Annotated in this window: 18 protein-coding genes; 6 read left to right on the forward strand and 12 right to left on the reverse strand. The window is 72.9% G+C overall.

The genetic code is table 11. The features are described from left to right. Window positions 1-2: 2 nt before the first annotated feature. The 4 genes from plsX to BLR04_RS14410 form a co-directional block, all read right to left on the reverse strand. On the reverse strand, window positions 3-971 hold the full coding sequence (gene plsX, locus BLR04_RS14395; RefSeq protein ID WP_245740252.1) for a phosphate acyltransferase PlsX: 969 nt from the start codon (window positions 969-971) through the stop codon (window positions 3-5). Next, window positions 968-1867, reverse strand: coding sequence for a phytoene/squalene synthase family protein (locus BLR04_RS14400; protein ID WP_090764120.1), 900 nt, complete (start codon window positions 1865-1867; stop codon window positions 968-970). The genes plsX and BLR04_RS14400 overlap by 4 nt, the downstream gene beginning before the upstream one ends. Continuing rightward, window positions 1864-3318: a phytoene desaturase family protein gene (locus BLR04_RS14405; protein ID WP_245740253.1), complete on the reverse strand. Its 1455-nt coding sequence runs from the start codon at window positions 3316-3318 to the stop codon at window positions 1864-1866. The genes BLR04_RS14400 and BLR04_RS14405 overlap by 4 nt, the downstream gene beginning before the upstream one ends. A 184-nt stretch (window positions 3319-3502) precedes the next feature. Next, the gene (locus BLR04_RS14410) at window positions 3503-4093 is read right to left on the reverse strand and encodes a hypothetical protein (RefSeq protein ID WP_090764125.1); all 591 of its coding nucleotides are present in this window, start codon (window positions 4091-4093) and stop codon (window positions 3503-3505) included. Between the two features lie 99 nt (window positions 4094-4192). Here BLR04_RS14410 and BLR04_RS14415 point away from each other — a divergent pair, with 99 nt between their 5' ends. Next, window positions 4193-5164, forward strand: a complete 972-nt coding sequence (locus tag BLR04_RS14415; RefSeq protein ID WP_218128914.1) for a GlxA family transcriptional regulator — start codon at window positions 4193-4195, stop codon at window positions 5162-5164. 9 nt (window positions 5165-5173) lie between these two features. On the opposite strand, the gene BLR04_RS14420 is transcribed toward BLR04_RS14415, so the two are convergent. After that, on the reverse strand, window positions 5174-5668 hold the full coding sequence (locus BLR04_RS14420) for an Lrp/AsnC family transcriptional regulator (RefSeq protein ID WP_176903086.1): 495 nt from the start codon (window positions 5666-5668) through the stop codon (window positions 5174-5176). Window positions 5669-5783: 115 nt separating this feature from the next. Here BLR04_RS14420 and BLR04_RS14425 point away from each other — a divergent pair, with 115 nt between their 5' ends. After that, on the forward strand, window positions 5784-6227 hold the full coding sequence (locus tag BLR04_RS14425; protein WP_090764137.1) for a DUF2000 domain-containing protein: 444 nt from the start codon (window positions 5784-5786) through the stop codon (window positions 6225-6227). A 71-nt stretch (window positions 6228-6298) separates the two neighbouring features. Here BLR04_RS14425 and BLR04_RS14430 read toward each other — a convergent pair whose 3' ends face one another. Together BLR04_RS14430 and BLR04_RS14435 are read right to left on the reverse strand one after the other, a co-directional pair. Next, complete coding sequence (locus tag BLR04_RS14430) at window positions 6299-8677, reverse strand: FtsX-like permease family protein (RefSeq protein WP_090764140.1); 2379 nt, start codon at window positions 8675-8677, stop codon at window positions 6299-6301. Then, entirely contained in the window at window positions 8674-9438 is a 765-nt protein-coding gene (locus BLR04_RS14435; RefSeq protein ID WP_090764143.1) for an ABC transporter ATP-binding protein, read from the reverse strand. The genes BLR04_RS14430 and BLR04_RS14435 overlap by 4 nt, the downstream gene beginning before the upstream one ends. A gap of 110 nt (window positions 9439-9548) precedes the next feature. On the opposite strand from BLR04_RS14435, the gene BLR04_RS14440 reads away from it, so the two are divergent. The 3 genes from BLR04_RS14440 to lexA all read left to right on the forward strand — a co-directional run bounded on the left by BLR04_RS14440 (window position 9549) and on the right by lexA (window position 12566). Next, window positions 9549-10754: a sensor histidine kinase gene (locus BLR04_RS14440; protein ID WP_090764146.1), complete on the forward strand. Its 1206-nt coding sequence runs from the start codon at window positions 9549-9551 to the stop codon at window positions 10752-10754. 178 nt (window positions 10755-10932) lie between these two features. Beyond that, window positions 10933-11751: a GNAT family N-acetyltransferase gene (locus BLR04_RS14445; RefSeq protein WP_090764149.1), complete on the forward strand. Its 819-nt coding sequence runs from the start codon at window positions 10933-10935 to the stop codon at window positions 11749-11751. A gap of 149 nt (window positions 11752-11900) precedes the next feature. After that, window positions 11901-12566 (forward strand): transcriptional repressor LexA, encoded by a 666-nt coding sequence (gene lexA, locus BLR04_RS14450; protein ID WP_218128918.1) that lies wholly within the window; start codon window positions 11901-11903, stop codon window positions 12564-12566. 64 nt (window positions 12567-12630) lie between these two features. Here lexA and BLR04_RS14455 read toward each other — a convergent pair whose 3' ends face one another. From BLR04_RS14455 to BLR04_RS14475, 5 genes are all read right to left on the reverse strand, one after another. Beyond that, a complete protein-coding gene (locus tag BLR04_RS14455; protein WP_090764151.1) occupies window positions 12631-14616 on the reverse strand; it encodes a fibronectin type III domain-containing protein in 1986 nt (661 codons plus the stop codon). Between the two features lie 76 nt (window positions 14617-14692). Next, the gene (locus BLR04_RS14460) at window positions 14693-15550 is read right to left on the reverse strand and encodes a carbohydrate ABC transporter permease (protein ID WP_090764153.1); all 858 of its coding nucleotides are present in this window, start codon (window positions 15548-15550) and stop codon (window positions 14693-14695) included. A gap of 6 nt (window positions 15551-15556) precedes the next feature. Continuing rightward, window positions 15557-16513 carry a carbohydrate ABC transporter permease gene (locus BLR04_RS14465; RefSeq protein WP_090764155.1) on the reverse strand — a complete coding sequence of 319 codons (957 nt, stop codon included), beginning with the start codon at window positions 16511-16513 and terminating at the stop codon, window positions 15557-15559. Then, the gene (locus tag BLR04_RS14470; protein ID WP_090764158.1) at window positions 16513-17778 is read right to left on the reverse strand and encodes an ABC transporter substrate-binding protein; all 1266 of its coding nucleotides are present in this window, start codon (window positions 17776-17778) and stop codon (window positions 16513-16515) included. Before BLR04_RS14470 ends, BLR04_RS14465 begins: the two co-directional genes overlap by 1 nt. A 92-nt stretch (window positions 17779-17870) precedes the next feature. Next, window positions 17871-19037 carry an ROK family transcriptional regulator gene (locus BLR04_RS14475; protein ID WP_090764161.1) on the reverse strand — a complete coding sequence of 389 codons (1167 nt, stop codon included), beginning with the start codon at window positions 19035-19037 and terminating at the stop codon, window positions 17871-17873. A 93-nt stretch (window positions 19038-19130) separates the two neighbouring features. Between BLR04_RS14475 and BLR04_RS14480 the strand changes: the two genes are divergently transcribed. After that, window positions 19131-21215, forward strand: a complete 2085-nt coding sequence (locus BLR04_RS14480) for an alpha-galactosidase (protein WP_090764164.1) — start codon at window positions 19131-19133, stop codon at window positions 21213-21215. The last annotated feature ends 250 nt before the right edge of the window (window positions 21216-21465 follow it).

A 21465-nucleotide genomic window follows, 5' to 3' on the forward strand; every position in this document is an offset into this window, starting at 1 on the left:
GGTCACGGCACCGGCTCCGCCGCCGCGGACCCGATCCCGGCGACCGGTCCCTGCCCCGCCAGCGCGTACGCCATCACGCAGGCCCGCGCGACGGTGGCCGCCCCCGACGACCCGTGCGCGACGACGACGGTGCCGCGCAGGCCGAGCAGGGCGGCACCGCCGTGGGTCTGCGGGTCGTAGCGGCGGGCGACCGCGGCCAGCCGCTCAGGAGAGGCGATGCCCTCCTCGGCGACCATCGCCAGCGCCGTGCGGACGCAGCCCTCGACGCTCTTCAGCACGACGTTACCGGTGAAGCCGTCGGTGACGATCACGTCCACCCTGCCGGTCAGCACGTCGTGGCCCTCGACGGTGCCGTGGAAGCGCACCGGCGCGGCGGCGAGCAGCTCCTCGGCCTGCCGGCTCAGCCGGTTGCCCTTGCCCGGCTCCGAGCCGATCGACAGCAGCCCCACCACCGGATCGGCACAGGCCAGCACCGACCGCGCGTAGCCCGCGCCCAGCAGCGCGAACTGGGCGACCATGGCCGGGCTCGGGTCGGCCGTCGCGCCGGCGTCCACCAGCACGCTCACCCCGCCCCCGAGCGTGGGCAGCGCCACGGCGAGCGCGGGCCGCAGCACGCCGTCGGCCCGGCCGATGCCGCGCATCGCGCACGCGACCACCGCGCCGGTGGATCCGGCCGACACCAGGGCCCCGGCCTCGCCCGCGCTGACGAGCCGGCAGCCGACCGCGAGGCTGGAGGCCGTCATGGCCGCGGCGGCCGGGCCGCGCTCGGTCATCGGCACGGCGTCGTCGGCGCGCACCACCGCGATCTCGCCGGTGGCGCCGTGCCTGCGCAGTTCGGCCGTCAGCCGCGCCTCCTCGCCGACCAGGACGACCGGCACGCGGTGCGCGCGGCACGCCGCCACCGCGCCCGCGACGGTCTCGGCCGGCCCGTGGTCGCCGCCCATCGCGTCCAGGGCCACGGGCGGTGTCACGGCATCTCCACGTGGACGCGCCGCTCGGCCCGTCCGGCCCCGGCGGCGGCCAGCAGATGACGGGCGAACACGGCGGCCCTGCGGCGGCGCGGCACCCGTACCCGGCCGGACAGGACCTCGAATCCCCGGCGCTCGATCTCGTCCAGGATGCCGCCGTACAGGTCGAAGGCGGCGCGCACGCACGGGCGCGACGAGGCGACGAGCAGGTCGATGCCGCGCGCGGCGGCGCGGTAGTGGTCGCGGGCGCGTCCGGCCTCGAAGGCGAGCAGCTCCCGCACGGCCCGCCCGGCGCGGGCGGCGCCCAGCTCGGACGGCTCGACGCCGAACTTCTCCAGGTCCTCCACCGGCAGGTAGACGCGGCCCCTCGCGAAGTCCTCGGCGACGTCCCGCAGGAAATTGGTGAGCTGGAAGGCCAGGCCGAGCTGCCGGGCGGGCTCGCGGGCCCGGCGCGCGCACCCCGGCGCCGGCTCCAGCACCGGCAGCATCATCGTGCCGACGGCGGCGGCCGACCCGTCCATGTAGCCGAGCAGGTCGTCGTAGGTGGCGTACCGGGTCACCGACAGGTCGGCGCGCATCGACGCCAGGAAGGCGGCGACGTCGTCGTGGGCGATGCCGAAGGAGCGGACGGTGTGCAGGAACGCGGGCAGCACCGCGTCGTCCACGTCCGCACCGGCCAACCCCGCCTCGACGGCGGCCGACAGCTCGCCGAGCGCGCGCGCCCGGTCGGCGGTCATGGTGAAGGAGTCGACGATCTCGTCGGCGTAGCGGGCGAAACCGTACAACGCGTGCACGTGCCGTCGCTTCCACCGGGGCAGCAGCCGGGTGGCCAGGTAGTAGGAGCGGCCGTAGCGGGCGTGCAGCAGCCGGCAGCGTTCGTAGCTCGCGGTGAGCGTCAACGGGACTCCCTGAAAATGCGTTCTGCGGCGAGCCGGCCGGAGATCAGCACCGGCGGCACGCCGACGCCGGGCGCGGTGTACATGCCGGCGAAGTGCAGCCCCGGCACCCGGCGGGCCACGCCGGAGGGGCGCAGCCACGCCGTCTGGGTGAGGCGGTGGTCCAGCGCGAACGGCGTGCCGGCGCTGTGCCCGCGCGCGGCCCAGGCGGGCGGGTCCAGCACCAGCCGGGGCGCGCCGGACAGGTCGCCGTAACCGAGCTCGGCCAGGCGGCCGGCGAGCCGCGTCTCCAGCTCGGGACGCAGTCGCTCCCAGTCGGCGACCCGCAGGTTGGGCGCGGGCTCGAGCACGCTGAGCGTGACGTGCCCGGCGGGCGCGGCCTCGCCGTCCGGGGCGGGACAGGTGACGAGCAGACTCGGGTCGGGCTGCGGCAGGCCTTCGGCCAGCGCGGCGAACGTCCGCCGCCATGACCGGCCGAAGTGCAGCGTGTGATGGGCCTGCCCGGGCAGCTCGCGGTCCAGGCCGGCGTGCAGCACCAGGCACGAGGGGGAGTGACGGGGACGGCTCAGCCGCCAGTCGTCGGCCTGGCGGGGCAGCAGCCGCCGGGCGGCGAGCCGGTCGCAGGCGACCACCACGTGGCGGGCAGGGAGCCGTTCCCCGTCGCGCAGCCGCACGCCGGTGACGCCGTCGCCGTCCGTCTCGACCTCGGCGGCGGGGGTGCCGTACCTGATGCTCGCGCCCAGCTTCTCCAGCAGCGCGGCCATGGCCGCGGGGACGGCGTGCATGCCGCCGCGTTCCGGGAAGTAGACGCCGCCGACGGTGTCCATGTGGGCGATGACGGCGTAGATGCCGAGCGCGCGGTGCGGTGCGAGGCCCACGTACAGGGCCTGGAACGTGTGGGCCCTGATGAGCCGCGGGTCCGTCAGGTGGCGGGCCGCGAGGCGGTCGAGCCGGCGGAAGCCGCCGAGCGCGGCCAGCCGCAGCAGCGCGGCAGGGCGGGCCATGCCGCGCAGCCGCGTCATGTCCGCGTCGATGAACGCCGGCCACTCGACGCGGAACAGCTCGTCCAGCAGCCGCCGGTAGCGCTCGTAGCGGGCCGCCTCCGCGGCCCCGCACACCGTGCGCACCTGCTCGGTCATCGCCTCGCGGTCCGGCAGCACGTCCAGCCGCGACCCGTCGTGGAAGACCATCCGGTACGACGGGTCGAGCCGGCGCAGCGGCAGCCAGTGCCGCAGCTCCTGCCCGGCCGCGCCGAAGACCTCCGCGAGCACTCCCGGCATGGTCAGCACGGACGGTCCGGTGTCGAAGCGGTACGCCCCGACGCGCGCGGTGCCGCAGCAGCCGCCGGGCCGGTCGAGTGCCTCCACCACGGTGACGTCGCGACCGGCGGCGGCCAGGTGGACGGCCGCCGACAGGCCGCCGAGCCCGGCACCGACGACCACCACGGGGCTCACCGGCGCTCCCCGGTCTGCGGGCTCACACGCGGCTCCTTCTGTCGCCATGGGACGTCGTCACAGGAGAAGCGGACCCGGGGGTAAATGGCCCGAAAGGTGCTTTCACCGTAATCACCGGAACCCGGTCATCCGGCGCGACACACCTCCGCGTACGTTCAAGGACCCGCTTGCCCGCGCAAAGCCGTCACGAGGCGAGACTCAGGACGATGATCGCCGCCCCCAGCGTGAAGTCCAGGACGGCGCAGAACTCGGCCATCGAGCGTGCCACGACCTTGCCGGCCCGCCAGACGACGACGTCCTGCACGGCGTGGCCGATCAGCGCCGCCGCCACGAGGTAGCCGCCGAGCTGAGGAGGAAGCGACAGCGCGAGCAGGACGGCGGTGCCGAAGACCAGCATCGCGGGCAACTGCGCGGCGGTGAGCCGGGGCTGTCGCAGGAGCCCGCCGACCAGGCCGACGACAGTGACGGACGCTGCGCCCGCGACCAGCGGCGGCCACGGATCCACGTCGAACACCCTCAGCAGCGCCACCGCCACCACGGAGAGCCAGAACAGTGTCCACACCGTCGTTGGCCGGCCGATCACGGCGGTGGCCAGGTAGATCAGCGCGGCCAGGTAAACGATCAGTCCAAGGGCGCGACCGTCCTGGAAATCCGCGAGGTTCAGCGCGGCGAACGCCAACCCGAACCAGGTGGGCCAGCGGTGCCCGATCGCGGTGGACACCCGCCTGGGCGACGACGCGTCGGTGGCGATCGAGGTGTGTGGAGTGTCGGTCATGCACCCGAGCCTGAGCCATCGTGCCGCGGTAGACCGGGCCTGATGCAGCCATATGTCGCAAATCTTGGGATGCATGTCCTGCTGGACTACGCTGTGGGCGTGCGCGAACGTCTGGTCGTCGTGGTCGGCTACGACGGCGCGGAACTGATCGACATCGCCTCCGTCACCACCAGCCTGGGCATGGCCAACTCGGCCGGTTCGCTGGAGGAGCCGTACCGGATCAAACTCCTCACCCCCGGCGGGCGTCCGATCCGCTTACCCACCGGGCTGGTCCTGGGCGGCGGTGACGCGCTCGAACGCGTCACCGGCCCCTTCGACACCGTGCTCGTCTCCGGCGGCCTGGGTCACCGCGCGGCAGCCGCCGACCCACTGATCGTCGCCCACGTACGACGCGTCGCCCGGGACAGCCGGCGCGTCGCGTCGGTCTGCACGGGCGCCGCCGTCCTGGCCGCCGCCGGGTTGCTGGACGGCCACCGCGTCACCACGCACTGGCGCTACGCCCGCGACCTGGCCGCCCGCCACCCCGAGGTGCAGGTCGACCCCGCCCCTATTTACATCCGCGACGGCGCCCTCGTCACCTCGGCCGGCGTCACCAGCGCGCTCGACCTGACGGTCGCGCTGATCGAGGAGGACCACGGCGCCGAGCTGGCCAGGCTGGTGGCACGCGAGCTGGTGATCTATCTCCAGCGCCCGGGCAACCAGACGCAGATGAGCATGTTCACCACCGCGCCGCCCGGCAACGACGTGGTCCGCCGGGTCGCCGACCACGTCGGCTCGAACCTGAGCGGAGACCTGTCGACCGCTGCCCTGTCGGCCGTGGCCGGCCTCAGCGCCCGCCATCTGACCCGGCTGTTCCTCGCCGAACTCGACCAGACGCCTGGTCAGTACGTGCGGCAAGCCCGCCTCGAAGCCGCCGCCCACCTGCTGGCCGGCACCTCGCTGACGATGCCCGCCGTGGCGGCCCGCTGCGGATTCGGCTCGGCCGAGACGTTGCGGCAGGCGTTCACCGCCAAGTACGGTGTCGCGCCCTCCCACTACCGCAGGACCCATTCCCGCAGCCGTCCTGGCTGACCTGTGCGGTCATCGCTTGCGGCCGGAGCGGCGGCGGGTCGGGGGTGCGGGCGGCAGGACCTCGACCGAGGTCTTGCGGATGTGGTCGTAGACCAGCGCCGTGCGCACGTCGGCGATGGTGCGGTGCCGCGCGACGTGGTCGAGCACGAAGTCGCGCAGGTGGCTCGCGTCGCGCACGCCCACCTGGATGATGAAGTCGTCGCCGCCCGAGACCACGAACACGGCGAGCGTCTCGGGCAGCGCCACCACGTAGTCGCGGAACTCCTCGACCGCCTCACGGATCTTGGGGTGCAGGCGTACGTTGATGAGCGCCTGGACCGGACGGCCGACCGCGTCGAGGCTCACCTCGGCGTGGAAGCCCTCGATGACGCCGTCGGCGCGCAGCGAGCGTACGCGCTCCAGGCAGGTCGAGGGGGCGATGCCGAGCTGTTCGGCGAGCTCACGGTTGGTCTGGCGCCCGTCGCGCTGGAGCTCGCCGAGAATCGCCGTATCAAGTTCGTCCACGCACACATCCTCGCACGATTTTCCGAATTATCTTCGGAAACTCGGCATTGAGGTTGAATGAAGGACGGCTTCTCGTCGACTCTTCTGGGGGAACTTCGGAGAGAGGAGCCGACGCATGGAGACACTCGAACGGCGCAGCGACCTGCCCACCAGGCAGCTCGCGGTCAAGTGGGTGGTCGTGGTCGACCGTGACCTGCACCGGGGGCTACAGGCCAACGCCGTCGCCTGCCTGGCCGCCTCCGTCGCGGCGGCCGTGCCCGCGATCGTCGGGTCCGGCGGGCCCGACGCCTCGGGCGGCGCGCACGCCGGGCTGCCGTGGACGGGGTGCGCGGTGCTCGCCGCCCCCGCCGCCATCGTCCGCCGGATCAGGAACGACGCGGCGGCCGAGCCGGAGCTGGTGGTGTCGGACATGGTCGACATCGCGCAGCGGACCGGCGTCTACGACGACTACCTCGCGGAGCTGGCGCGTACGGAGGAGCCCGCGTACCACGCGGTCAGCCTGTTCGGCCCCCGCGCGGTCGTGGAGCGCCTCACCGCCCGGCTGCCCCTGCTGCGCTGAGGCCCTCAGCGCACGGCGAGCAGGGCGGCGAGGGCCCTCAGCGTGCGGAAGGGACGTTGCGGCGAGGGCCCTCAGCGTGCGGAGGGACGTGCGGCCAGCACGGTGGCGCAGGCGGCGAGGACGAGGCAGGCGGCGACCACCCCGGCGATGAGCGGCCACGGCACCACGAGCGGGACGTCCGCGTTCATGGCCGTGGCGAACGCGCCGCGCATGCCGAGCAGCGCCGGCAACGCCACCACGAGTCCGAGCCCGGTGCCGAGCAGCACCGCCAGCGCCGACTCCGCGGCCACCGTGCCGAGCACCTGCCGCCGCGTCGCGCCCGCCAGGCGCAGCACCGCGAGGTCGCGGGCCCGGCCGGCCGCCGACGTCACCATCGTGTTCACGAGGGCCACGCCCGCGTACGCCGTGGTCACCACGACGAGCAGCACGGTGGCGATCCACACCAGCCGGTCCTCGGCGGCGTCCGCCTCCGCCGCGTACGTGGGCACGTCCACCACCCGCGCGCCCGCCCCGACCGGCGCGGACGTGCCCGCGAGGTACGCCTCGGAGGCCAGCGCCGCAGGGTCGTGCCTCCTCAGCCACTCACGGGACAGCAGCACGTCGGCGCCCGCGTCCCGCACCACACCGGCCACCGTCGGCGACGCCGAGGTGCCGTCCTCGAACGACACCCGCAGCGTCGAGCCGGGCCGCAGCCCCCGGTCCTCGGCCAGCCAGTCGGCCACGAGCACCCAGTCCTCGTCGCGGAGCGCGTCGAGCGAGCCGGACACCACCTCGGCCTCACCCACCCGCGCCAGCACTTCCGGGGTGGCGCCGATGGCGCTCAGCGGGTCGCCGTCCGGCTCGTACACGCCGGTGAACAGGTACGACTCAGCGCCGCCCGCCGACGCCGCCGCGTCCGTCAGGCCCGGTGTGCCGTCCGGGACGACGACCGCGTCCGCCCGGATCGTGGTGGCCCGCACCGCCGCGAACCCGGCGGCGGTGGTCTGCACCATCCCCGTGATCAGCACCGCGCACCCCACCGTGACCAGCACCGGCGTGGCCGTGGCCGCCGTACGGCGCACCGCGGTCAGCGCGCTCTCGCGGACGAGCATCCCCGTCGCGCCGCGACCACGGGACAGCGGCCACGACACCAGCCGCGCCACCGGCGGCACCACCGCGGGCGACAGCAGCGCCAGCCCCGCGATCACCCCCATGGCCGCGACCAGGCCCGACATCACGAACGAGTCCGAGCCGTCCGAGGAGCCCGCGCGGGCCGCTGCCGCGAGGCCCAGCGCGCAGCACACCGCCCCGGCGATCCACCGCGCGCGCGGCATCGGACGGTCGTCCACCTCGGCCTCGCGCAGCGCCTCCAGCGGACGCACCCGCGCGGCCCGCCGCGACGCCGACCACACGCCCGCCAGCGTGACGAGCACGCCCACCGCGAACGCGCCCGCGAGCGGGAGCGGCGTGAGCCGCACCGTGAAGCCCGGCGGCTCGAACCCGGCCGCGACCAGCACGTCCCCGAGGACGGGGCCGAGCGCCGCGCCGGCCGTCACCCCGGCCGCCGTCGCCGTGACACCGACGAGCAGCGCCTCGCCGTACACCATCCGCCGCACCTGGCGCGGCGTCGCACCGACGGCCCGCAGCAGGCCGAACTCGCGGCGCCGCTGCGCCACGCCCACCGCGAACGTCGACCCCACCACGAGCATGGACACGAACGCGGACAGCGCGGACATGCCGGTGAGCACCTGGAGGCCGATCCAGCGGGTCCGCTCGTCCGCGCGCGGCTCCAGCACGCTCCGCCCGTCGCCGGTGTGCACCGTGCCGTCCGCGCCCGCCGCCGTCCGCGCGGCCTCGGCGACCGCGCTCACGTCCGCCCCCGGCTTCGTGACCAGGCCGATCGCCCGCACGCCCGCCGACAGAGGCGCCGCCTGCGCGTCGCTCAGGTACACGCCAGGCCCGTCCACCGTGCCGGAGACGGCGTACGTCGCCGGGCCGTGCACGGTCAGCACGGACACCCGCGCCCCCGGCGCGACCCCCAGCGACCGGTCCAGCGCCACCTCTCCGTCCCGCGGCGCGCGCCCTTCCACCAGCCGGTACGGCGCCAGCAGAGCCGCCGACCACGCGTACCCCCGGTCGCTCACCGCCGGCCTGCCGTCGATGACCGGCTGCGCGTAGAACGTCCGGTCCGGTACGGCCCGCGCCACCCCCGGGATCGCGCCCAGCCGTTCCTCCAGCGCCGCGACCGTCTCGGGTGACCACGGGCGGTCCGGGGCGAAATTGCCGTCGTCGCGTTCGAGCACCGGCACCGAGACGAACACCGGCGCTCCGGCCAGCCGGTCGGGCACCTCGGCCCCGGACGAGGCCAGCGCGAGGAAGCTCGTCGACACCATCGCCATGCCGAGGAACAGCACGGCGAACCCCCCGGCGAAGGAGGGCCACCGCTCCCGCAACGTCGCGAAGGCCGTCATGACGCGGTCTCCAGGGCGGCCATCCGGGCGGCGACCAGCTCGGCGGTGACGGTTCCCGCGTACTCGTCGACCACGACGCCGTCGGCCAGGAACACCACCCGGTCGGCGTAGGAGGCCGTCACCGGGTCGTGCGTCACCATGATCATCGTCTGTCCGTGGTCGTCGACCAGCGCGCGCAGCATCCCGAGGATCTGCCGGGACGCCCTGGTGTCGAGCTGGCCGGTCGGCTCGTCGGCGAACACCACGGCGGGCCGGGTGATCAGCGCCCGCGCGATGGCCACCCGCTGCTGCTCGCCGCCGGACAGTCCGCTCGGCCGGTGCCCCGCTCTGTCGGCGAGTCCGACCTCCGCCAGTGCCGCCCTGACCAGCTCGGACGGCGCCGCCCGCCCGGCCAGGCGCAGCGGGAGCGCCACGTTCTGCTCGGCGGTGAGCGCGGAGACCAGGTTGAACGCCTGGAAGACGAACCCCACCCGCTCACGGCGCAGCAGGGTGAGGCCGTGCTCGCTCAGCGAGCCGAGGTCGGTGCCGTCGATGACGACCGTGCCGCCGGTCGGCCGGTCCAGGCCGGCCGCGCAGTGCAGCAGGGTCGACTTGCCGGAGCCCGACGGGCCCATGATCGCCGTCAGGGTGCCCGCGCGGAAGCCTGCCGTCACCCCGCCGAGGGCTCTGACCGCGCGGTCGCCCTTGCCGTACAGCCGCCGCACCTCCTCCAGCCGTACGGTCTCCTTGAGATCGGCGCGCTGTGTGTCTGTCGGTTGCATACGTTCAGGAAAGCCGCCCGCGCCCGGCGGGCGCACGGGCGCGGGGGCGAGACATGGGGGTAGACCCAGCACTACCGCGCCCGTGCGCCGGGTCGGCTAGCGTCGGGGGAGTGCTCGCCCGTACCGCTCTGGCGGCGATGACCCGACGGCCGTCGGCGTTCCTGCGCTCGTCGTGGCCGTGGCGCTCGCTGGCCTATCTGGCGGGCAGCGCCGTCCACGCGGTGGCGGCGTGCGTGCTGATCTACGCGGCGTACGCGTACGGCGTGGGGGTGGCGACCCTCGCGGGGCTGCTCGCGGTGGCGGCGCTCGCCCTGCCGTCGGCGGCGTTCGAGCGATGGCGGCTGCGGCTGGTCGACCGGGTGCCCGCGGGCGACCCGCACGTGCCGCCGCCACGGCCGGGCCCGCGGGCCTGGCTCACCACCCGGCTGCGCGAGCAGGCGACCTGGCGCGAGCTGGGGTTCACGGTCGTCGCGGTGTTCGCGATGTGCTGGATGGACGTGGGGCTGGTCGCCTCGGCGCTCTGGCTGCCGCTGCTGCTGATGTCGGGGCCGTTCCAGCCGAGCATGACCGCGCTGGAGGGCCTGCCGCTGGTCGCCGCGGGGCTGCTGCTGCTCCCGCTGTTCGCCTACCTGGCGGCCGCGTGGGCGGGCTCCCGGGCGCTGATCGTGCGGGCCGTCCTCGCGCCGGGCGACGCCGAGATCATCAGGTCTCGCGCCCGGCTGGTCGACGCGTTCGAGGCCGAGCGCCGCCGCATCGAGCGCGACCTGCACGACGGCGCCCAGCAGCGGCTGGTGTCCCTCAGCATGAAGCTCGGCCTGGCCCGGCTCGACCTCCCGCCGGGGTCGCCCGCCGAGGCGCAGCTCGCCGAGGCGCACGAGGAGGCCAAGCGGGCCCTGGCCGAGCTGCGCGAGCTGATCAGGGGCGTCCATCCGCAGGTGCTCACCGACCGGGGTCTCGGCGCGGCCGTCCACGACGTGGCGGGCCGCTCGCCGGTCCCCGTCGACGTGGACGTCTCGCTGCCCGGCCGGTTGCCGCCCTCGATCGAGGTGGCCGCCTACTACGTGGTGTCGGAGGCGCTCGCGAACGTCGCCAAGCACAGCCGGGCGCGACGCGGCTTCGTGCGCGGCCGGCTGCACGACGGCACGCTGGTGCTGGAGGTCGGCGACGACGGGGTGGGCGGCGCCGACGCGTCGGCGGGGTCCGGCCTGGCCGGGCTCGCCGACCGGGTCGCCGTGACGGACGGCGTGCTGACGCTGTCCAGCCCGGCCGGCGGGCCGACGGTGCTGCGGGTGGAGATCCCGTACGACATACCCTGACACCCCCGCCGCCCTCGCCCACACGACCCACACCACCCCCAGTCACCTCCTCCCGCCACTCCCATCACCCCCCACCGCCTCGCCGGCCCGACGGAGCGGCCTCGGGGCGAAGGAGTGCCTTCGGCGGTGGGCGGAAAAGGTGTTGAGCCGTTGTGGCGCGGTGGTTAGCGTGCAGCCCATGAGTGCACTCACGCGGCACCGCCTGACCCCCGAGAAAACCGGCCCGGCGCTGCGCGCGCTGAGCGAGTGGACACCGCCCGACGCCCCGAGCGGCGGCCTGCACCCCGGAGACGTCGGCTGGCAGCTGCGCTTGGAGGACGCGGAGTTCTTCCTGTGGACCGAAGGCACGGCGCCGGCGGCGGTCGGCTTCCTCGACGGCCCCGTGCTCCGGGTGACCACCGCGCCCGGCGCCGACCTCGGGGCGCTCGCGGCCGACGCCGACGAGCTCCTCGTCGCCGGCAACGACTGGTGCGACGGCCTGCCCGTGCCCGGGTGGGAGCGTGAGAAGGAGTCCTGGGTCGTCCTGTCGTGGGCACCGCGTCCGGTGTCGAGCCGCGCCGAGCCGGTCGACGCGGCCAATGCGCCCGACCGGGTGCTGGTGCAGCGGGCGGCCTTCGCGGGCTCCACGTTCACCGTCGAACGCTGGCATCGGATGAAGCGGTCACCGGCGGGCGAGCTGGCGGTGGAGGCGCTCGTGCGCACGCCCGCGGGTGAGCCCGCCGCCGCCGCGACCGGCTGGTTCGCGGGTGTGGGCAGGTGCGGGCTGCTGGAGCCGGTAGGCACCGATCCGGACCATCGCGGGCACGGCTACGGGCGCGACGCCGTGCTGAGCGTGTGCGCGGCCCTCGTCGAGCGGGGCGCGAGCGCGGTCGCCGTCGTGACACCGGCATCGAACGAGGCCGGGGTGGCGTTCTACCGAGCGGTCGGGTTCACCGTCGTTCGCGAGAACCGCGACTGGGTACGCGCCGGACGCGTCCTTCAGGAATCTACAACGTAAAGGCGTCGGCTTGGCCGCACCGCCATGCGGCCGCCCCGGCTGGAAAGGCTCGCCAGCCGGGGCGCCGGGCAGCAGCCGCCGCTCGGATGCTCGGGATGTGGCTGTGACAGGCGGAAAGGCGCGTCGGGTGGGTCACCGGCGGCGTTAGCATGTCGCGGGTGACCACCTACGATCATGACGCGTTCGAGCACCTCGACCTCTCGGCCCTGCCGCAGCGACAGCAGCGGATTCTGGCCGTGATCCGCGACTGGGTGGTCCGCTACGGGTACGCGCCGAGCACCCGCGAGATCGCCAGGGCGGTCGGGCTCCGCTCGTCCTCGTCGGTGTCGAAGCACCTGAGGAGCCTGGAGGAGCAGGGGCTGCTGCGCCGGGGCGCGACGGTGACCCGGCCGATGGACGTGCGGCTGTTCCTGCGGCCCCCGGCCCAGGAGCAGCCCAGTGACCTGGTGACCGTGCCGGTGGTCGGCGACATCGCCGCGGGCACGCCCATCACGGCCGTCGAGCACGTCGACGACACGCTCACCCTGCCGCGCGACCTCACCGGGCGGGGCGAGGTGTTCGCCCTCCGGGTGCGCGGCGACTCGATGATCGACGCGGCCATCTGCGACGGCGACGTCGTCGTGGTGCGGCAGCAGCCCGAGGCATACTCGGGCCAGATCGTCGCGGCGATGATCGACGGCGAGGCCACCGTGAAGGTCTATCGCCGGCGCGACGGGAAGGTGCTCCTCGAACCCCGCAACCCCGCCTATGGTGTCATCGACGGCACCGGCGCCGTGGTGCTGGGCATCGTCGTCTCGGTCCTGCGCAGCGTCTGAAACACGACCTGAAACGTGACGAAGGCCCGGCGCGATCGCATCGCGCCGGGCCTTCGTCATGTCATCAGGCGGGGCTGACGGTGAACTTGTCGAAGTCGGGGCTGTAGCCCGTGCCGCTGTCGAAGGTCAGGGTGTTGACCCCCGCGTGCAGCTCGACCGTGGTGCTGAAGTCGCCGGGGGTGTCCCAGCTGCCGGTGGAGGGGAACGACAGCGTGGCGGCCGGGCCGCCGTTGACGGCCAGGAACACACCGCGGGTGGGGTCGCCCGCGATGTAGGTCATGACCAGCACGTAGGTGCCGTCCTCGGGAACGGTGACGTCGAGCGACATCGCGCCGCCCTGGTAGAGGTCGCCGACCTTCTGCCCGCCGGAGCACGCCTCGCAGGAGACCACCTTGGCCTGTCCGCTCAGAGTCCCCGACTCGGCCTCGTAGCCGGTGCCGGGATTGGCCGGGGCGGTGGTGACGGTGACGGCGCCCGACGGCGACGAGACGTTGCCCGCCGCGTCCCTGGCCCGGATCGTGAACGCGTACGAGGTGCCGGGGTTCAGGTTGGTCACCTGCGCGGTGGGGTCGGTGACGGAGACCTTGAGGGTGCCGTCCTGGTAGACGTCGTAGGCGATGACGCCGACGTCGTCGGTCGACGGGGTCCACGACAGGGTGGCGCCGGTGGCGGTCACGTCCGTGGCCTGCGGGCCGGCCGGAGTGGTGGGGGCGGAGGTGTCCGGCGGCAGGATGACGTCGGGCTTGATGGAGACGAGCCGGGAGCCGTGCGGCGGGACGCCGGTGGCCTGCCAGCTGCCGGTGACCTTGCCCAGGTTCTTGCGGGCGACCAGGTCACGGACCTGGCCCTTGCCCGCGATGCCGAGGTCGGTCCACCGCACGGTGATGTCGGCGGGGGTGTCGCCCATGTTGTAGACGGCCACCGCGAGGGTGTCGTCGCTCAGCTGCTTCTTCCAGATCTGCTGGGTGCCGCCGGTGACCCGGCTGGGGATGCGCCCGGCCTGGTCGACCGCGACGACCTCGGGGTTGGTGAGGATCGAGATGGCCTTCCTGTCGAGGTTGGCCAGGTCGCCGCCGACGTACAGCGGGGACGACGCCATCGACCAGAACGTCATCACGCTCTGCCGTTCGATGTCGGTGATGCCGTCCTGCAGACCCTTGCCGGTGTTGTTGTTGATCGGCATGGAGTCGAGGTCCGGCCAGTAGTTGGGGCCGACCACGTCGAGCCACGCGGGCAGGTCGTTCCAGCGGTCGTCGACCGAGCTGGTCCAGCTGGAGACGGTGTCGCAGTAGCACTCGATGTCGGTGTCGACGCGGACGCTGTTGGCGTGCGGCTGCAGCCCCTCGCCGGCCTCACGCGGCACCGGCCACGCGCTCGCGGTCAGCCACATGGTGCGGCGCGAGTTGTCGATGGCCTTCGACCACGCGGCGATGTCGGCGACGTTGTCGGCCGTCGTGCCGTCGATCTTGATGAAGTCGACGCCCCACGACGCGATCCGGGCGACGATGGAGTCGACGTACTTCTGCGCGCACGGGTTCGAGTAGTCGATCTTCCAGTTGCCGCCCCACATGTTGGTGGGCGTGAGCGGCTGCACGGCGATGTCCTGGGCGCGGCAGTTCGTGCCGAGGATCGGCGAGTTGCGGTCGTAGACCGTCTTCTCCAGCCCGGCGGCGCCGTACAGGCCGATCTTGAGGCCCTTGCCGTGGACGTGGTCGGCGACGGGCTTGATGCCGCGGGGGAAGCGGCCCTTGTCCGGCGTGGGGATGCCGTTGCCGTCGAACTCGAAGACCCAGTCCAGGTTGGCGTTCCAGCCGGCGTCGATGTTGATGTAGCGGTAGCCGGCCTTCTTCAGGTGCTTGGCCATGGCGTCGGCCGAGCGAAGGATGTTGCGCTCGTTCAGCCAGTCGGTCCCGTAGCCCTCACGGGTGGATGATTGGACGCTCCAGCTGCTCCAGCCCATGAACGGCCGGACGGAGAAGTCGCTCTTGGCGAGCGCGGGACTGACGTTCACCACCGCGAGGGCGGCGGTCAGCCCGATGGCGGCGAGCAAGGTGAGAAGGGCACGGACAGGTGGGGAGTGTCGCATTCGGTTCCCTTGAGTGGATCGAAGGTGCGGTTCTCCGGGCTCAGCCCTTGAGACCGGAGGTGGTGAGGCCCTGCACGATGTACCGCTGGGCGACGAGGAACATCACGGCCAGCGGGACGACGGTGACCACCGCGCCCGCGAACAGGCCGGGCAGGTTGACGGACTGGGCGGTCAGGAGGGTGGACAACGCGATCTGCGCCGTCCAGGAGGCCGGGTCCTGGCCGATGACCAGGGGCCACAGGAACGCGTTCCACGCGTCGATGAACGACAGCGCTCCGAGCGAGGCCAGCATGCTGACCGAGTTGGGCAACGCGATCCGCAGGTACACGCCGAGGTAGCCGAGCCCGTCGATCCGCCCGGCCTCCTCGATCTCGGCGGGGAAGCGCAGGTAGAAGTTCCGGAACAGCAGGACGGCGAAGGCGTTGAACAGACCAGGGGCGATGATGCCCCACGTGGTGTTGACGCCGCCCATGGCGCCCACCACGACGAACGTCGGCACGAACGTCACCGACCCGGGGATCATCATGGTGACCACCACGTACGTCAGCACCGCGCCGCGCCCCGGCACCGGCAGGCGGGCCAGCGCGTACCCGGCCATCGACGCGAAGATGGTCGAGACGGGCGCGGTGACGACGGCGATGAGCAGCGAGTTGCCGAGCGCGCTCGCCATCGGCACCGACGGATCGGAGAACAGCTCGAGGTAGTTGTCCAGCGAGAAGATGGCCGGCAGCCACTGCCAGTCGGGCGAGCTCACCTCCATCTGCGTCATCATCGAGTTGCGCAGCATGATGTAGAACGGCAGCAGGAACAGCACCGATGCCACACCGAGCACCAGGTACGTCGCGATCGTGCCGGCCACGCCGCGGGCGCCGCCCGCTCTCGCCGAAGTCGCGGTCATCAGGCCTCAGTCCTTCCTGCCGAATCCGACGAGACGGCCCTGCAGCAGGGTGACCAGGACGATCACCACAGTGAGCAGGAACGCACCGGCGGATGCCAGGCCGTAGTTCTGGTCCTTGATGGCGATGCCGTACAGGTAGACCAGGGGCGGTTGCACCGGAGCGGTCGAGCTGCCGCCGAGACCGGAGCTGAAGATGTTGTAGAACTCGTCGAACGCCTGGAACGCCGCGATGAGCATCAGCAGCATGACGGCGACCGACGTGTTGCGCAGCTGGGGCAGCGTGATCCGGCGGAACGTCTGCCAGGCGCCGGCCCCGTCGATCGCGGCGGCCTCGTACAGCTCCTGCGGGATGGCCTGCAGTCCGGCCAGGAACAGGATCATGTAGAGGCCGACCTGCAGCCACAGCCGCAGGGTGACCAGCACGATCCAGTACAGCGGCGGCTGCTCGGTGCCGATCCACGGCACGGGCGACATGCCGAACAGGTCGCCCAGGGTGTTGGCGATCCCGGAGGGCAGGCCGTTGAACAGGCTCATCTTCCACACCAGGGAGGCGGCCACGTACGAGACCGCCGCCGGGATGAGGAAGGCGGTGCGGAAGAACGCACGGCCGCGCCGTACCCGGTTCACCAGGACGGCCAGCGCCAGCGACGCCACGAAGGTCACCGGCACGATGAACGCGGTGAACGCGACGACGGTGCCGAGCGACGACCGGAATCCGTCGTCGGACAGCAGGAACGCGTAGTTGTCCAGGCCGGCCCAGGAGCCCAGCTCCAGCGTGCCGCGGGCGTCGTTCAGGCTGAGCAGCAGGCTCCACCCGATGGCGACGTACTTGAACAGGCCGAGGCCGATCACTGTCGGCGCGGTGAGCAGGATGAACGCACCCACGGCGTGCCGGTCGACCCGGCGCCGAGGGTGGCGGGCGACGGCCTTGGCGGCCGTCGCCGGCGCGGCGGTGCTGGTCATCAGGCGAGCTGCTTGTCGAGCTCGGCCTGTACCTTCGCGGCCGCGTCGCCGAGCAGCCCGGCGGCGTCGCCCTCGCCCTTGGCCACCCCGGCGACGGCCTGGCCGAACGCGGTCCCCATCGCGGTGTTCCACAGCGCGGGGAACGAGCGTCCGGACTGCTGGGAGATGGCGACGGCCTCCTTGGCGGGGCCGGAGGCGAGCTTGCCGCCCTGCAGCGCCTTCTCGGCGACGGGCGTACGGGCCGGCACGTGGAAGCCGTAGTTGAGGCAGAAGTCCTGCTGCAGCTCGTCCTGCTTGGCCCAGAGCCACTGGACGTACTTCTTGGCCTCGTCGACGTGCTGGCTCTTGGCGTTGACCAGCTCGTACCAGCCGCCGAGCCGGCCGACGGAGGTGCCGCCCGAGGTGAACGCCGGCCACGGGATCACGCCGAAGTCGTCGCCGAGCGCCTTCTGGATGTCGGGCATAGCCCACAGGCCGCACCACTGCATGGCGACGGCGTTCTGCACGATCGCGCCCGGGTCGTACCAGTCGGTGGGGAAGCCGAGCAGCAGCGAGCCGTCCTGGTGCAGGCGGCGCAGGCCGGAGATCGCCTCGGCGCCCTCCTGGAAGGTGGCCTTGCCGTCCTTGATCACGTCGCTGCCGCCGGACCACAGCAGCAGGTATCCCGCGTCGCCCACGCCGTCGTTGCCGACGAACAGGCCCTTCATCTTGTCGGTGGTGAGCTTCTTGGCGGCGGCGGCCAGCTCGTCGAAGGTGGTGGGCGGGGTCACGCCGGCCGCCTCCAGGACGCTCTTGCGGTAGTAGAGCATCATGATGTCGTCCATCATCTTGACGCCGTAGACCTTGCCGTCGGCGGTGACGTTGTCGACGTTGGCCTTGACGTACTCGGCGGGGTTGATGATGTCGTCGAGCGGCGCGAGCTGGCCGTTCTTGATCATCTGGTACCGGAAGTCGCCGATCTCGAAGATGTCCGGCGCCTGCGGGGTGAGCAGGGCGGCGTTGAGCCGCGTCTCGTACTCGCCGCCGACCCAGGTGATGTTGACCGCCACGTCCGGGTTGGCCTTGGTGTACTCCGCGGCGTAGCGCTGGACCGCCTGCTGGACGCCCTTCTCGCCGTAGGCGTGGTAGTACTGGTTCAGTGTGATCTTGGCGCCGTTGGCGGTCGCCTTGCCGGTGGGGTCACCGGCGTTGCACGCCACGAGGCTGCCGCCCGCGAACAGCAGCGAGGCGCCGAGGAAGCCACGCCGGGTGAGTCCGTCTTTCATCGTGCATTCCTTCCGGTTCTGCGGCCGAGAGAGGCAAGGGTGATCCGGCGGGCCGCCGGCCGCGGGCGGTCCGCTGAAGGAGTCTCGAGAGGTCAGAGGGTGAACAGGGTCTGTACGGCGACCGCCGCGGCGCCGCGGGCCCACGCCTCGAAGGGCAGGGGCCGGATGCTGAGCGGGCACTTCGCGGCCGCGGCGAACGCCTGGGCCACGAAGGTCTGCCTGATCTGCTCCTCGAACAGGTCGTAGTTGGCTACGCCCTCGCCCGACACCACGACCCGCTCGGGGCCGACGAGGTTGACCATGGCGGCGAGCCCGAGCCCGATGGCGTGCCCGGCCCGGGAGAAGACCTCGCGCACGCCCTCGTGACCGCCGCGGGCCAGGGCTACGGCGTCGTCCATGGTGAGGTTCTCGCGCCCGGCGGCGCGGCGGGAGGCGGCGACGATGGCCTCGGTCGAGGCGATGGCCTCGACGCAGCCCCGCCCGCCGCAGTGGCACGGCGGCCCTCCGTCGGCCACCGGGACGTGCCCGATCTCGCCGGCCACGCCGTACGCGCCGCCGACCACCTGGCCGCCGACGACCAGCCCGCAGCCGATGCCGGCGCCCACCGTGACGAGCGCGAACGTCGCCGTGTCGACGCCCTCGCCGAACCACTGCTCGGCCACGGTCAGCGCCTTGACGTCGTTCTCCAGCGTGGTGATGAGGCCGGTCGCCCTGGTCAGGTGGGCGGCCAGTTCGACGTCCTTCCACCCGATGAAGGGGGAGTAGCGGACGGTGCCCGAGGCGCGGTCGACGTCCCCGGACAGGGCGACGCCCATGCAGTGCGTCCGCTCGCGGTAGGCCGGGTCGTGGCCGAGCAGCTCGCCGACCAGGTCGACGATCTGGGCGGCGACGTGGTCGAACACGTGGGAGCCGAGTGTCCGGTGCCGGGAGTGCAGGATCTGCGCCCGCAGGTCGGTGACCACGCCGATCAGCTCGTCCGAGGTGATCTTGATGCCGACGAAGAACTCGCGGTCGGCGCGGAAGGCGAGCGGGCTGGCGGGCCGGCCGGCGCCGGCCGTCCGCTCCCGGTTGGGCAGCTCCTCGATGTAGCCGGCGTCGATGAACGGCCGGGCCGCCTTGGTCACCGCGGCCTGCGACAGCCCCGTCATGCGGGCGATGTCGACCCGCGAGATGGGGCCACGGGTGAGCACCGTGGTGATCACGGTGGCCTCCGCGGGGCTACCGATGGAACCCCGGGTGAACGTCGGCGGTTGAAACATGGTCGTAACGTAGGATCATTAATTAATTGTGTCAAGAATTGAATCGGGGGCCGGGGCGGCCGTACGCTCCTGCCACCCTAGGTAAGGACCTTCATGAGCCTCGTGACGTACCTGGCGGAGCACCGGCTGTGGCTGCTGCGCACGCCCGCCACCTCCTACGCGCTACGCCTCGACGCGGACGACCGCCCGCGGCACGTGTACTGGGGACCGCCGCTCACCGCCGAGCAGGCCGCCACGGTGCCCGGCCCGGTCTGCCGCGACGGCAGCAGCTTCCAGACCGAGGGTTACGGCGAGCTGGAGGGCCCCGGCTTCGGTGCTCCCTCCCTGCTCCTCCGGTACGCCGACGGCGGGGCCGGCGTGGAGTGGCGTCACCTGGGGCACGAGATCGACGGCGGCCACCTCGCCGTCCGGTTCGCCGACCGGCACCACCCGCTCGAGATCACGCTGCACTACCGGGTCCGCGAGGACACCGACGTCATCGAGCGCTGGACCGAGCTGCGGCACACCGGCGACGGCGAGCCCATCCGGCTGGAACGCTCCGACTCGGCCTCGTGGACCCTGCCGGTGCTCCCCGGCGTCCGCGTCAGCCACGTGGTGGGCGGCTGGTCCAGCGAGAGCCAGCTCAAGCGCGAGCCGCTGCCGTACGGGGAGACCGTCTTGACGAACAGGCGCGGCACCACGGGCCACCAGGCCAACCCGTGGCTCATGCTCGACGCCGGCACAGCCGGCGAGGAGCACGGCGAGGTGTGGAGCGCGGCCCTCGCCTGGAGCGGCAGCTGGCAGATCACCGTGCAGCGGCCGCCGTCCGGCCCGGTCGCCCTCACCGGCGGATTCGGCCACGACGGACTGAGCTGGCGGCTCGCCCCCGGCGAGACCTGGACCACCCCGGTGTTCGCGGGCCTGTACGGCGCCTCGGGCTTCGGCGGCATCAGCCGGGCCTGGCACGCCTACACGCTGCGGCACGTCCTGCCGCACCCGCAGGAGCTCCGGCCGGTGGTGTACAACTCGTGGGAGGCGACCGGCTTCGACGTCGACCTCGACGGGCAGGTGCGGCTCGCCGAGCAGGCCGCCGCCCTCGGCGCCGAGCTGTTCGTGCTCGACGACGGCTGGTTCGGGGCGCGCGCCAGCGACCGCGCCGGTCTCGGCGACTGGCAGGTCAACCTCGACCGCTTCCCCGGCGGTCTCGACAAGCTGATCGCGGCGGTGCACGGCCACGGCATGCGGTTCGGCCTGTGGGTCGAACCCGAGATGGTCAACCCCGACAGCGATCTGTACCGTCGCAACCCCGACTGGGTGCTGCACATGCCGCACCGTACGCGCACCACGCTGCGCAACCAGCTCGTGCTCAACTTCGCCCGTCCCGACGTGGCCGCCTGGGCGCACGACTGGCTCGACCGGCTGGTCACCGACCACGAGATCGACTTCCTCAAGTGGGACTTCAACCGGGCCTTCACCGAGGCGGGCCACCCCGGGCACGACGACCCCGACCGGCTGTGGATCGACCACGTCCGCGCGGTGTACGCGATCATCGACCGCCTCCGCGCCGACCACCCGCACCTGCGGATCGAGTCGTGCGCGGGCGGCGGCGGACGTGCCGACCTCGGCATCCTGGCCCGCACCGACGAGGTGTGGACCTCCGACAACACCGACGCGGTCGACCGGATCGGCATCCAGCACGGGTACGGCCAGCTCTACCCGTCCCGCACGATGGCCGCGTGGGTGACCGACAGCCCCAACCCGCTGACCGGCCGGCTCGTCCCGCTGCGCTTCCGCTTCCACGTCGCCATGGCCGGCGTCCTCGGCCTCGGCGGCAACCTGCCCGAGTGGACGCCGGACGAGCTGGCCGAGGCGGCCGAGCTGGTGGCTCGTTACAAGGAGATCCGTCCGGTGGTGCAGCACGGCGAGCTGTACCGCCTCGGCGACACCGACGGCCCGGTCAGCGCGGTGCAGTACGTCCTCGACGACCAGATCGTGGTCCTCGCCTACCGCGTGTCAGCCCGCTTCGGCCATCCCGCCGAGGACCTGCGCCTGGCCGGCCTTGACCCGTCGTCCCGCTACCGCGACGCGGCCACGGGGGCCGTGCACCACGGCGCGGTCCTCACCTTCCACGGCCTCCCCCTCGACCTGCCGGGCGGCGACCACGCCAGCACCCTCATCCACTTGATCCGCGAACCGTAACGTCACGTGGGAACCGTGCGCCCACCGGGCGCACGGTCCCGCCATCCTCAAGCCACCGCCTGGAGCAAATTTCCGATCTTGGCCTTATGGCGACGTCCGGGCGTTGTCGGCTGCCTCGGTTGGCGCGCGCACGACTGGCCGGCCGGTGTGGTCGTTTTCACAGATGGCGGCGGTGAGCGTGAGGATGCGCTGCAGGACGCGGACGGCCGTACCGCAGACGCGGCAATCGCAGGGAAAACGTGTCGCCTGA

It is taken from the genome of Nonomuraea maritima (assembly GCF_900100395.1).
Taxonomy (GTDB): Bacteria; Actinomycetota; Actinomycetes; order Streptosporangiales; family Streptosporangiaceae; genus Nonomuraea; species Nonomuraea maritima.